The 12,738-nt window shown below is 60.8% G+C and carries 12 protein-coding genes; 10 read left to right on the top strand and 2 right to left on the bottom strand.

Going from position 1 to position 12,738, the window contains the following annotated elements; genetic code table 11:
- Positions 1 to 366: 366 nt before the first annotated feature.
- Positions 367 to 726 (top strand): DUF6124 family protein, encoded by a 360-nt coding sequence (locus AC1DVF_RS13775; RefSeq protein WP_477782622.1) that lies wholly within the window; start codon positions 367 to 369, stop codon positions 724 to 726.
- Between the two features lie 177 nt (positions 727 to 903).
- On the opposite strand, the gene AC1DVF_RS13770 is transcribed toward AC1DVF_RS13775, so the two are convergent.
- Entirely contained in the window at positions 904 to 1,845 is a 942-nt protein-coding gene (locus tag AC1DVF_RS13770; protein WP_477782621.1) for an aromatic alcohol reductase, read from the bottom strand.
- A 93-nt stretch (positions 1,846 to 1,938) separates the two neighbouring features.
- On the opposite strand from AC1DVF_RS13770, the gene AC1DVF_RS13765 reads away from it, so the two are divergent.
- Positions 1,939 to 2,397 (top strand): winged helix-turn-helix transcriptional regulator, encoded by a 459-nt coding sequence (locus AC1DVF_RS13765; protein ID WP_460128304.1) that lies wholly within the window; start codon positions 1,939 to 1,941, stop codon positions 2,395 to 2,397.
- Between the two features lie 318 nt (positions 2,398 to 2,715).
- Here AC1DVF_RS13765 and gspI read toward each other — a convergent pair whose 3' ends face one another.
- Positions 2,716 to 3,102, bottom strand: a complete 387-nt coding sequence (gene gspI, locus AC1DVF_RS13760) for a type II secretion system minor pseudopilin GspI (protein ID WP_460090655.1) — start codon at positions 3,100 to 3,102, stop codon at positions 2,716 to 2,718.
- A 253-nt stretch (positions 3,103 to 3,355) separates the two neighbouring features.
- Between gspI and AC1DVF_RS13755 the strand changes: the two genes are divergently transcribed.
- The 8 genes from AC1DVF_RS13755 to gspF all read left to right on the top strand — a co-directional run bounded on the left by AC1DVF_RS13755 (position 3,356) and on the right by gspF (position 12,541).
- Entirely contained in the window at positions 3,356 to 4,273 is a 918-nt protein-coding gene (locus AC1DVF_RS13755; protein WP_460090656.1) for a halovibrin HvnC, read from the top strand.
- Between the two features lie 142 nt (positions 4,274 to 4,415).
- A complete protein-coding gene (gene gspG / locus AC1DVF_RS13750; RefSeq protein WP_371748295.1) occupies positions 4,416 to 4,874 on the top strand; it encodes a type II secretion system major pseudopilin GspG in 459 nt (152 codons plus the stop codon).
- Between the two features lie 8 nt (positions 4,875 to 4,882).
- The gene (gene gspK / locus AC1DVF_RS13745) at positions 4,883 to 5,842 is read left to right on the top strand and encodes a type II secretion system minor pseudopilin GspK (RefSeq protein ID WP_477782620.1); all 960 of its coding nucleotides are present in this window, start codon (positions 4,883 to 4,885) and stop codon (positions 5,840 to 5,842) included.
- Positions 5,839 to 7,017 carry a type II secretion system protein GspL gene (gene gspL, locus AC1DVF_RS13740; protein WP_460128313.1) on the top strand — a complete coding sequence of 393 codons (1,179 nt, stop codon included), beginning with the start codon at positions 5,839 to 5,841 and terminating at the stop codon, positions 7,015 to 7,017. Before gspK ends, gspL begins: the two co-directional genes overlap by 4 nt.
- A complete protein-coding gene (gene gspM / locus AC1DVF_RS13735) occupies positions 7,010 to 7,558 on the top strand; it encodes a type II secretion system protein GspM (protein WP_460128315.1) in 549 nt (182 codons plus the stop codon). The genes gspL and gspM overlap by 8 nt, the downstream gene beginning before the upstream one ends.
- A complete protein-coding gene (gene gspD / locus AC1DVF_RS13730; RefSeq protein WP_477782619.1) occupies positions 7,555 to 9,927 on the top strand; it encodes a type II secretion system secretin GspD in 2,373 nt (790 codons plus the stop codon). Before gspM ends, gspD begins: the two co-directional genes overlap by 4 nt.
- Complete coding sequence (gspE, locus tag AC1DVF_RS13725) at positions 9,924 to 11,330, top strand: type II secretion system ATPase GspE (protein WP_477782618.1); 1,407 nt, start codon at positions 9,924 to 9,926, stop codon at positions 11,328 to 11,330. Before gspD ends, gspE begins: the two co-directional genes overlap by 4 nt.
- The gene (gspF, locus tag AC1DVF_RS13720) at positions 11,330 to 12,541 is read left to right on the top strand and encodes a type II secretion system inner membrane protein GspF (RefSeq protein WP_016985711.1); all 1,212 of its coding nucleotides are present in this window, start codon (positions 11,330 to 11,332) and stop codon (positions 12,539 to 12,541) included. Before gspE ends, gspF begins: the two co-directional genes overlap by 1 nt.
- Positions 12,542 to 12,738 lie beyond the last annotated feature (197 nt).

Here is a 12,738-nt window from a genome sequence, read left to right as displayed (position 1 = left end):
GTAAGGTCTCGATAAACACCAACGTTTAAAAAGACATCTCCAAACACTCTCCCAGGCTACACATCCTTGCGCCATTGCCTACAGCTACGCCAGAATCCGCCGGCTTGTGCGCCTTGGGGGTGGGTTCTATTGTGGTGCGGTCGCTGACGAATCAGCGATCGGATTTGACCGTCCGCCCAATATCAAGGCGCGCCAGCGTTCTGCACGTGTTCAGGCATTGTCTGAAATCATGTCGCGGTGGCTGTGCGTGGGACACCTTCGGGTGTGCCGGATTCCTTGATGTCCGGTCGGTCAACCCGCGTACAGCTGCCACCCTGTTTGTTTGACCGCGAACGGTGGCGGCTCCAGTCATCAAGGAGCTTCACCATGATCAAACCAACACCCAACCCGCCCGAATCCAACTGCACGTCCCCCTACGAATCCATCGATTCCAAAAAACTCCACGAAGCCGCCGACCGCGCGCTCGACCATTACCTCTGTCCGCCCGGTTCCACGCCGCCCCCACGTAAAAGCCGTGGGATGTACGCCGTGACTGCGGACAATAAAACCGAAGAACTGCTGGTCGATGCCAGTGCAACACTCGCTTCGGCCAAAACCATCGCGCAGAACGTCTCCAGCCTGTTGCCGGCATCGCAGCGCCATGCGCTGGCGGGGATTGCGCAGTTGATCATGCTCGGGGAATTGGCGGTGAATCGGGCGTTGGATAATTTGCAGTTGCCGGAGTGATGCGGGTGTCGGGATCACCTGGTGATTGATCGGGTGTCCATTCTGGCGCATTCGCGAGCAGGCTCGCTCCCACCTTTGAGCGTGTTCCAAGGTGGGAGTGCGCTGGCTCTTTAGCTGCGATAGATGTTGAGATGATGTACGCGTATTAAGACCTGCAAGTGGGATGCTTGCTTAGCGTCAATCGACTGTCAGGTTGTCCCGAGCCCACTGTTCAGCCGTTGTTACCTGAATCGACTGCTGTTCGTTGAAAGTCCCCGCTTTAGGCCACGACACGCCTCTGCCTTGGGCAAATACGGCGCGGTATTTTTTGATGTGGTGAGTGGGGTCTTTTTCCAGTTCCTGCATCAGGTACGGAACCGTCCAGACGTTACGCTTGAACGGCCGCCCCAGCACACGTTCTAGCAGGCTCGCCACCTGCCCATACGTCACCGTGTCGCCAGACAGGTACACGATCTCATTGCGAAAGCGCGGTTCGAAGAAAACGATGTCCGCTGTCAGCTTGCCGATGTCCTCGGGTGTCGTGAGCGTCACGCTGGTTTCCAGGCTGCCCAAGGCGTTGACGGTGTGGTTGTCAAAATCGACGACCTCAAATACTGGCTCGAACAGGAAGCTGGTGAACATGCCGGTCGAAATGATCACCCAATCGGTTTTTTCCTGAGCGCGGAGCAACTCGCGCACGTCGAGTTGCGCATCGAACAAATCCTGCGGGCTGCCCCGGCCAATCACTTCGAAATCGACGCCAAACTGCCAAGGGAAATAGCGCTTCACGCCGGATCTGAGCGCCGCTGTTGCCAGTTTCATCGGTGTTTCGCGGCCCGCGACCATGCCTGCGCAGCCTATGACCGTATCGAATGCTGCGAACACTTCGGCCAGTTGATCGATGGAATCGTTAACCAGGTCAGCAGCGACTAGCTGGATGCCCAGACTGCGCAGTTCATCGATTTCCCGCTTTTTCTCGGGGGCTTGCGTGTTGATGGTCGAATCCCTGAGCAGGACGCTGATGGTGCTGCCGGGCGAACGCTTGGCTACCCGCGCAAGATTGCGCAGCACCGGCAGGCCGAGTTCACCGGCGCCGAGTACGAGAATGGATTGTGGGGAAGGGTGGGTCGCTGCGGTCATGATGTCTCCTGAGATTCGTCTGTATGATCTTCCGATGCTGGCACGATTGCGCAGCGCTCAGAAGAAGGCACACGCGTGATACCAGGGGGACACATGACCGATGAGGAAACCCTTAGCCAGGCAGAAGCGATCTGCCAGACGCTAAGACGAGACGATGATGGCGTGCGGCGCGAAGTCCTGGCTCACGCCGGTAGCCGCTGGTCACTGGGTATCCTGCATGCCCTGGGTGTGTACGGCACGATGCGTCATGCCGAGATCAAACGGCAAATGACGGGCGTGACTCAGCGCATGTTGACCAAGACGCTGCGTGCGCTGGAACGCGATGGTCTGCTGATACGGCGGGAGTTGGATCAAGTGCCGCCCCATGTCGAGTACGAGCTGACGGCGTTGGGGATGGAGCTGTTGGTTCGTATGTCGCCGATTTGGACTTGGGTTGTGCAGCACGTCGATGATTTTCGCGAGGCGCGCCGGGTGTTTGATGGTCAGAGTGGGAAAAAGCCTGCTTGGCAGGTTCCGGTCGTGGGGCTGGTTGATTTGGATGGGTCTGATTGATTGGTTGCTTTGGTTCAGGCCATTGCCTGGAACGTTGCCAGTCTGTTGCCGGGTTTGGGGGGGGTGCAAGCAGAAGCGGCCCTCACCCCAGCCCTCTCCCGGGGGGAGAGGGGGCCGACCGAGGTGTCTTGCGGGGTACATCGACCTGGAAGACCTTGGTGATTATGGCTTTGGTGAAAGACCTTGGCGGTTATGGCTTTTGTGAAAGGCCTTCGATTTGGCTTTGTGAGCTTGGCCATTTTGGATTCAATGAAAGACGTTTAAGTCGGTGTAGCTTTCGAATGTCCCCGAATCGGTTCCCTCTCCCTTGGGAGAGGGCTAGGGTGAGGGGCTTTCCGTTCGGGACAGCAAGGTCTCGAGCCGGGCCAACGGTGGCGCGTCCTGACTGCGGTCAAACACCTGAATCCCAACCTTGAGCAAGCGCCCATTCTGCGCCGCACCAATCATTTGCTCACACCGCAACAACAACCGCCCCTGATCACATTCCATCGCCTTCATCCCCAGCGGCAATCGGCCCTCCAACCGCAACTCGGCCATACGACTTTGTCCCGCCAGTAGCGCAATCGAACGATCCCTTAAAACCCCACTGCTCTGCGTCATCAACCCCGCCACACGCACGGCCGCCGACATCGCCACGGCAATAATCGCCAGCGCCACCAGCACTTCAATCAGGGTGAAACCGGCCTCGCGGCGATTGACACGCATCAAGTCATCTCAAAGACAAAGAACAGCAATGTAAGCAACCAAGGTGACCAATTGCTGACCAAAGATCCCGTGCGGCCTTGGACCGTTGGTCGCTACTGTCAGATCTGACAGTAGCGACACGTTTAGAGGCTCTGTTTTGATGGATGTGGCTTGCCAGTCCATTGAGGTGTGACGCTGTGGACGGCCGGTCAATACCTGCCAGTTGGAAGTCTGTCGGTCGCTGGTGAAATCTATCGTAGTGAGGATTTAACCGATGAGACTTTTTATGGTTGTGTTTTTGTGCGTGTTGGCAGGCTGCAGCGCCCGATACAAAGCGCCCGATGAATTCAACATCCAGCAAGCGGCAATTGACGGTGCGGCCACGGCGACCAAACTGCAGGCGCTTTACAACGACACCCGTATCGATTGTGGCGGACCTCGACGTCCTGCCTTTCTTTGTTCGGGCATCATGGGTAGAGCGACAGTGAAATCGACGGCATATCATGTCTGGAATCCGAGCCCGACCTCCGTGAGCCGCGGTGGCGTGTCCTGGTCCTGGTTGCGCCGCGATTCGACATTTCGAACGTTTCTGTACAACAACGGCTATTTTACCTACCCGATTTTCGACAGCCCGGCAGACAAGATCGATATCGATGTTTTCTGCGTTTTCCCGCTGAATGCCAGTACGAACGGGCGGACGGAAAATGGTTGCGGGAACGTTTCATCACAGCCACTGACCAGTCGCCCTTGTCATTTGTCAGGCATTACCACAGCCCAACAGTGGCTGAATAACTACCGCACCAACAATGCCCAATGCGGGTTCAATGTTCGCGAAACCACTTCGGGTGATCACTCGGCATCTGCCTATATCGAAGGTATTCGGGCAATGGCGCTGCTGGGGGGCACTTCGTTTCAGGGCTGGAACGAGATCGTCAGCGGCATCTGGCCGCAGAACATCCACAGAACCGTGCCACTGTGGGCCTTTTTCTATACGGGTAGCGGCTTATCTGATGCGCAATACAACCAGCGGGATTTTTATGCATCCGGTGGCATCGTCGCCCCGATCATCCGCGTGACGATGCCGGCGACGCAGGGAGGGAGCGCCAGCTTCCAGTTTTTCAGTGGTGAGCAGGTCGTGGGACGTTGGCAGCCAACTGAGCCTGCGAAGGCGGATTACGCCAAGGCTCTGTGAGTAGCAGCCTACTGGGCGGTGCCCGCCGGGGCACCGCTCGAATCTCTATTTCGTGACTGTTTCACCCGAGGATTTTCAACATCCCTGACATATCTTCTTGCAACACTGCGCGTCGAATCGAATCAAGCCAGGGAATGTCGAGATGGATATCGCACCTTTCAAATCGCTTCAGCAACCGATGCGCGCGCCGCGTGGGCAGCAGGGTTTTACCCTGATCGAGATCATGGTGGTCGTGGTCATTCTGGGGATTCTCGCGGCGATGGTGGTGCCTAAAGTGCTCGACCGGCCGGATCAGGCGCGGGCGACGGCGGCGAAGCAGGATATTGGTGGGTTGATGCAGGCGTTGAAGCTGTATCGCCTTGATCACGGTACTTATCCGTCGATGAATCAGGGTTTGAAAGTCCTGGTTGAGCGGCCGGCGGATGCGAAGAACAGCAATTGGCGCTCGTACCTGGAGCGCTTGCCGAACGATCCGTGGGGGCGTCCTTATCAGTACCTCAACCCCGGCGCGAATGGCGAGATCGACATCTTTTCCCTCGGTGCCGACGGTCAGCCGGACGGCGATGGCGTGAATGCCGATATCGGTTCCTGGCAGTTGTAAGGCCGGCCATGAACAGCCGCTCGCCTGAGGGGGCGAAGCAACAGGGCATGGCGATTATCAGCGCGTTGCTGATTGCGGCCGTGGTGGCGGTGATTGCGGCGGGCATGTTGACGCGTCAGAGCGTGGCGACCCGGGCGCTGGAGGCGGATCAGCAGCGTGTGCAGGGCCGTTGGCTGGTGCAGGGTGGGTTGGAGATCAGCCGTCAATTGCTCTGGGACGCACGTCAGCGCGATCCGTTGACCCGGCTTGATCAGCCGTGGGCGCAGCGTCTCTCCGCGCAAGGTTTTGAAGGGAGGCTGGAGGATGAACAGGGCAAGTTCAACCTGCGCAATCTGGTCGCCAATGAGCGTGTCGATGAGGCGCAGGTCGCGGCGTTTCAGCGCTTGTGCGAGTTGATCGGGGTCAGTGCCGGGTTGAGTCAACGCATCAGTCAGCGGGTGATTGCTTCGTACCCGCGACTGCTGAATGCGCAGATTGCCGAGGCGCCGAAAAGCGGGCTCGACAGTGGCCGCGCCACCTCGCCAAACGCTTCACACAAACCACAGAATCCGACGCTGCCGATGCTGCGCAGCATCGATGATTTGCGCAGTGTCGACGGCGTGAATGAGGCGGTGATCGGCAAACTGGCGCCGTACCTGACGGTGATTCCGGCGACGACTTGGCTCAATGGCAACACTGCCACCGCGCCGGTTTTAGCTGCTTATGTACCGGGGCTGTCGCTGGAGCGTGCCAATGCGTTGATTGCCGAGCGCGATGCCGGGCGCTGGTTTATCAATCGTGGCGATTTCGTTAACCGTTTGCGCATGCCGCAACTGGAGCTGACCAGCGTCAAGGTCGGCATCACCAGTGACTGGTTTCGCCTGCGCGGTGAGGCGCGGCGTGATCAGCGTCGGGTCAGTCTTGAGGCGTTGCTGCATCGCAGCCAAGACCGCTTGCCGCAGGTGATCTGGTCGCGGGTGGGCGTATGAGCCAGTTGAAGGTGGCGTTGCCGCCCTTGGCGGAGCTGGATCTGCACAGTCAATTGTACTGCGCCTGGTTGGATCGTCAGGGCGTGGTCACGCGGGAAGAACGCCTCAGTCTGAGCCAGTTGAGTCAGCAGTCGAAACTGCCGCCGCTGGTGTGTTTTCTGCACCCGGCTGACAGCCTGTTGGCGAGTCTCGATTTACCGCCGTTGCCGGCCAACAAGATTGTCGCGGCGGTGCAGTGTGCGGCGCAGGCCTTGATGCTCGGCGACAGCAGCGAGATGCACATCGCGCACAGCTCGCGGGACGAGGCCGGGCAGGTACAGATTGCTTGGGCGCCTCGGCAACAGTTGTTGGGTTTTGGTCAGTTGCTGAAAAGCGCTGGGCTGAACCTGCGCGGTCTCTACCCGGCGCCTTACAGTTTGCCGGTGTTGCCCGGCACCGTCGCTTGCGTGCAGGACGGGCATTTGTTGCTGCGCGATAGCGTGCAAGCGGCGCGGGTGCAGCCGTTGTTCGATGACGGTTTCGACGGTGTTATGTGGGAACCGGGCGTCACTTTGCACTGGATCGGTGAGCAACCGCCGCCGGGCGCTGAACTGCCGATGGCGGAGGCGCAGCGCTGGACCGGGCCGCTTCCGGGTTGGGGGCTGCATGGCGCGGTCCAGCAACAACAAACCGAGCATCGCGGCTGGGGCAGGGCGATCACCCTGTCAGCGTTGGCCGTGGCCATTTGGGTGATCGGTTTGAACCTTTACGCCGCTCGCGAGGCCGGGCAGGGCCAGCAACTGAAAACCCAGATGAACCTGCGGGTAAAGCAGGCGTTTCCCGAGTTGCCGGTGATCCTCAACCCGTTGCAACAGGCCCGTCAGCAACTGGCGGCGCGGCAGAAGGGCGCGGCGGATGATCCGGCGCAGACCTTCAATCGTCTGGTGTTGCAGGCCGGCAGCGGCATGCCTTCGATGGCCGGCAGTGTCGAGCGGTTGGCGTTTGTCGATGGCGTCTTGCAACTGAGTCTGCTGAGTGAAGCCCGTCGCGGCGGCAATGATCAGGAGTGGCAAAGCACCTTGGCCCAGGCCGGTATCAGCGTGACGGCAGACGACGAGGGCTGGACCTTGCGTCCGGCCACTGAAGCCACCTCAAGTGAAAGCGACGACAGCGGCGGAGCAGAAGAAGATGAATAAGCCCTCGCTCGCGATCTACCGCGCCAAGTGGCAACGCTTTAACGCCCAGTTGCAGGCGCGTTGGCAGCCGTTGGCGCTGCGTGAAAAACGCATGGTTGCCGGCATGGCTGTTGCGCTGGTCGGCCTGCTGCTGTGGGTTGCGCTGATCCAGCCACCGCTGAAGAAAATCGCTTATTGGGAAGCCGAGACGCCAAAGCTGCGCGCCCAGACCGAAGCGTTGGAAGTATTGCTGCGCGAAGTTAGCGTGCGTCCCGCCGGGCAAAGCGTGGCGCAGTCGCTGGAGCAGACTCTGCAGGCCAGCGGCCTCGCCGGGCACTATCAGTTGCAAGCCGGGGAGGCGGGCGCCTGGCAGTTGACCTTCGACGCGGCGCCGGCCGACGCCGTACTCGACTGGCTGTTGAGCAACCCGGCACAACTTTCTCTGCAAGTGGTCGAGGCCCGTTTGCAACGCGCAGACAACCCCTCGACCGAAGTCACCGCCGGCACTTTGTCAGGCACCGTTCGCATGGATCAGGCGCTGGGCGCTAAGGAAGCTTCATGAAGGGGTCAGGATCCAAACCGGCACGTCTGGCGTTGCCGATGTTGCTGATGGCGTTGAGCGCGTGCAGCAACACCAGCACACCGCAAAACCAGCCGCCGTTGTTGGTCGACAGTGAGCTGGGCCGGCCGCTGGCCAACACCCAGCGCAGCGGCGACGCGGTGCTTGATCGCGAGCGCGCGCAGGCTCAGGCGCGACCCGTGCCGAAGCAATTGCACAACATCACCCAGCGTGGGCGCAGCGGTGCGGCACCGTCGGGCATTGCCTTGCCGAGTAATCCTTTGGGTGATCAACCGGTGACACTGAATTTTGTCGACGCCGATATTCAAGCGGTGGTGCGCGCGTTGTCGCGTTCCACCGGGCAGCAGTTTCTGGTCGATCCTCGGGTGAAGGGCACGTTGACCCTGGTTTCGGAGGGTCAGGTGCCGGCGCGGCAGGCTTACGACATGTTGTTGGCGGCGTTGCGCATGCAGGGTTTTAGCGTGGTCGATGTTGGCGGTGTGGCGCAGGTGGTGCCGGAGGCGGATGCGAAGTTGCTTGGCGGGCCGATTTACAGCGCCGACAAACCGGCGGGCAACGGCATGCTCACGCGCACGTTTCGTCTGCAATACGAGAACGCAGTCAACCTGATTCCGGTGCTGCGGCCGATCGTTTCGCCGAACAATCCGATCAACGCTTATCCGGGCAATAACACCATCGTCATCACCGATTACGCCGAGAATCTGACCCGCGTTGCGCAGTTGATCGCGAGCATTGATTCGCCGAGTGCGATCGACACCGATGTGGTGCAGATCCAGAACGGCATTGCCGCTGACATCGCGCCGATGGTGGCGGATTTGCTCGATGCGCCGGGTAATGATCCGACGCAGAAAATCGCCGTGATCGGTGATCCGCGTTCCAACACCATCATCATTCGCGCCGGCAGCCCGGAGCGTACGGAACTGGCGCGCAACCTGATCTACAAACTGGATAACGCGCAGAGCAATCCGAGCAACCTGCACGTGGTTTATCTGCGTAATGCGCAGGCGGCGAAACTGGCGCAGGCCTTGCGCGGTTTGCTCACCGGCGAGAGTGACAGCGGCAGCAGCGACAGTGCGCGTTCGGTGCTCAGTGCGATGGGCGCAAGTACCGGCGGCAGCGCTGGGCAGAATGGCCAGAGCGGCACGCAAAGCAGCGGCAGCACGTCGACCACTAACAGCAGCGGCAGCACGGGCGGCAGTTACGCCCAGGGCAGCAGTGGCAGCACAACCGGTAGCGGCGGTGCGCAGAACAGTGAACAGAACGTTGCCTTCAGTGCCGGCGGCGTGACCATTCAGGCTGACGCCACCACCAACACCTTGCTGATTTCCGCGCCGGAGCCGTTGTATCGCAACTTGCGCGAGGTGATCGACTTGCTCGACCAACGCCGCGCACAAGTGGTGATCGAAAGTCTGATCGTCGAAGTCGGCGAGGACGATGCCAGTGAGTTTGGCGTGCAATGGCAGACCGGCAATCTTGGCGGCAATGGCGTGATCGGCGGCGCGAATCTGGGTGGCTCGGGGATCAACGTCAGCGGCAAAACCAGCATCGACGTACTGCCGCAGGGTTTGAACCTGGGTTACGTCAACGGCACCGTCGACATCCCCGGCATCGGCAAGATTCTCGACCTGAAGGTGCTGGCCCGGGCCTTGAAAAGTAAGGGTGGCACCAACGTGCTGTCGACGCCGAACCTGCTGACCCTCGACAACGAAGCGGCGAGCATTTTTGTTGGCCAGACCATTCCGTTTGTCAGTGGCAGTTATGTCACGGGCGGTGGCGGCACCAGCAATAACCCGTTCCAGACCGTGACCCGTGAAGAGGTCGGCCTGAAGCTCAACGTGCGCCCGCAGATTTCCGAGGGCGGCACGGTCAAGCTCGATATCTATCAGGAAGTCAGCAGCATTGATGAGCGGGCTTCGGCCAGTGCCAAGTCGGCGGGGATCGTCACCAACAAACGCGCGATCGACACCAGCATTCTGCTTGATGACGGGCAGATCATGGTGCTCGGCGGTTTGCTGCAGGATGGCTACAGCCAGAGCAATGACTCGGTGCCGTGGCTGGGCGACATTCCGGGGATCGGCGCCCTGTTTCGCAACGAACGCCGGGCGATTACCAAGACCAACCTGATGGTCTTCCTGCGCCCGTACATCATCCGCGACAGCGAAGCGGGGCGCAGCATCACGCTGAACCGCTACGACTTTATGCGTCGCGCCCAGGGCGGGTTGCAGCCGGAGCGCAGCTGGGCGATGCCAGACATGCAAGCGCCGCAGTTGCCGACGGCGGCGCAGGGCGTTCCGGCGGTTATGCCCGCCTCAGGGCCTCGCGCGACGATCAAAGCGGTGCCTATCCAATGAGTGCGTTGCCTTACGCCTGGGCCAAGGCGCAGCGGATTCTGTTGTGCGATGGCGTGCTGACCGTTTGCCCGTCAACGCCGGGCTGGTCGATCAGCGAAGCGCGGCGCCAATTCGGCGCGACCACGATTCAGCGCGTGCGCGATGACGAACTCGACGGCTTGCTCGCCGCCGCCTATGCCGACACCGGCAGTGCGGCGGCGGTGGTCGGTGCGGCGGAAAACGAAGTCGACCTCGACCGCCTGATGCAGGACATGCCGGAAATCACCGACCTGCTCGACACCCAGGACGGCGCGCCGGTAATCCGCATGATCAACGCCTTGCTCACCCAAGCGGCGCGCGACGAGGCCAGCGACATTCACATCGAGCCGTTCGAAACCCATTCGGTGGTGCGCTATCGCGTCGACGGCACGCTGCGCGACGTGGTCTCGCCGCGCAAGGCCTTGCACGGTGCGCTGGTGTCGCGGATCAAGATCATGGCCCAGCTCGACATCGCCGAAAAACGCCTGCCGCAGGACGGTCGCATTGCTTTGCGCGTGGCCGGGCGGCCGATCGATATTCGCGTTTCAACGGTGCCGACCGGGCATGGCGAAAGGGTGGTCATGCGTCTGCTCGACAAACAGGCCGGGCGTCTGCATCTGGAAACCCTTGGCATGGACGCGCAGGTGCTGGCCAAACTCGATCACCTGATCCGCCAGCCCCACGGCATCGTGCTGGTCACCGGCCCGACCGGCAGCGGCAAGACCACCAGCCTCTACGCCGCACTGGCCCGGCTCGATGCGAGCACCAGCAACATCCTTACTGTTGAAGACCCGGTGGAGTACGACCTGCCGGGCATCAGCCAGATTCAGGTCAACGCCAAGATCGACATGACCTTTGCCCTGGCACTGCGGGCGATCCTGCGGCAAGACCCGGACATCATCATGATCGGCGAGATTCGCGATCTCGAAACCGCACAAATCGCCGTGCAGGCCTCGCTGACCGGGCATTTGGTGTTGGCAACCTTGCACACCAACGACGCGGTGTCGGCGGTCAACCGCTTGATCGACATGGGCGTCGAACCGTTTCTGCTGGCGTCTTCAATGCTCGGGGTTTTGGCGCAGCGACTGGTGAGGCGGCTGTGTAATCAATGCAAGGAAGAAGACCCCACCGCGCCCGGCACTTGGCGCCCGGTCGGTTGCCCGGCGTGCAATCAAACCGGCTACAGCGGCCGCACCGGCATCCACGAATTGTTCTGCATCGACGACGACATCCGCACGCTGATTCACCAAGGGGCAGGCGAGCAGGCCTTGCGCGCATCAGCCGCCAAGGCCGGGATGTTCAGCCTGCGCGAGGACGGTGAGCGCTGGATCAGCAGCGGCGCCACCGCGCCTGAAGAAATCCTCCGTGTGACACGGGACGCCTGATGAATCGCTATCGTTTTGAAGCCGCCGACGCGACCGGCAAGATTGAATCCGGGCACCTTGAGGCCGACAGCCAGGCTGCCGCGTTCACAACATTACGCGGGCGCGGTTTGACCGCGTTGTCGGTGCACAAGGAAAGCAACGTTGCTCAGCACGGCGGTGGTGGATTGTTCAGCGCCAAACTCTCGGACAACGATCTGGCCTGGGCCACGCGGCAACTGGCGAGTCTGTTGGGCGCGAGTCTGCCATTGGAGGCAGCGCTGAGTGCCACGGTCGAGCAGGCCGAGAAAAAGCACATTGCCCACACCCTAAGTGCCGTGCGCGCCGATGTGCGCAGCGGCATGCGACTGGCGGAATCACTGGCGGCGCGGCCACGGGATTTCCCCGAGATCTATCGCGCGTTGATTGCCGCAGGGGAAGAGTCCGGTGATCTGGCGCAGGTCATGGAGCGGCTGGCCGACTACATCGAAGAACGCAACAACCTGCGCGGCAAGATTCTCACCGCGTTTATCTATCCCGGTGTGGTCGGGCTGGTGTCGATCGGCATCGTGATTTTCCTGCTCAGTTATGTGGTGCCGCAGGTGGTCAGTGCGTTTTCCCAGGCGCGGCAGGATTTGCCGGGGTTGACCTTGGCGATGCTCAACGCCAGTGATTTCATCCGCAGTTGGGGCTGGCTGTGCGCAGGGATCATGGCGGGCGCGTTTTGGAGCTGGCGCCTGTATCTACGCAATCCGGCGGCACGTTTGAGTTGGCATCACCGGGTGTTGAAACTGCCGTTATTCGGGCGTTTCATCTTGGGGCTGAACACCGCGCGTTTTGCCTCGACGCTGGCGATTCTCGGCGGCGCCGGGGTTCCGCTCTTGCGTGCGCTGGAGGCGGCGCGGCAGACCTTGTCCAACGACCGCTTGAGTTTGAGTGTCACTGAGGCCACGGCGAAGGTGCGCGAAGGGGTCAACCTTGCCGCTGCATTACGGGTGGAGAACGTATTCCCGCCAGTGCTGATTCATCTGATCGCCAGCGGTGAGAAAACCGGATCGCTGCCACCAATGCTTGAGCGCGCTGCGCAGACGTTGTCCCGTGATATCGAACGCCGGGCAATGGGCATGACCGCGCTGCTGGAGCCGCTGATGATCGTAGTGATGGGCGGGGTGGTGCTGGTGATTGTGATGGCGGTGTTGTTGCCGATCATTGAGATCAACCAATTGGTCCAGTAGCCGCTTTTGATGGTGTCTGACCGGCCCCCTTCGCGAGCAGGCTCGCTCCCACAGGGGAACGCATTTCAAATGTGGGAGCGAGCTTGCTCGCGAAGGGGCCAGTCAGGGTAATAAATAATCCAGATTTTTTTCCAAACCATTGGCATCACCCGACCCTCAAAAGACCCATCCTCGGGTTCTCCTTTCTGTCATCTGCA

The sequence above is a fragment of the Pseudomonas sp. P4_D7 genome, from assembly GCF_056401755.1.
The sequence above is the reverse complement of the archived record's forward strand: the minus strand, read 5'-3'. Positions and strand labels throughout refer to the sequence as shown.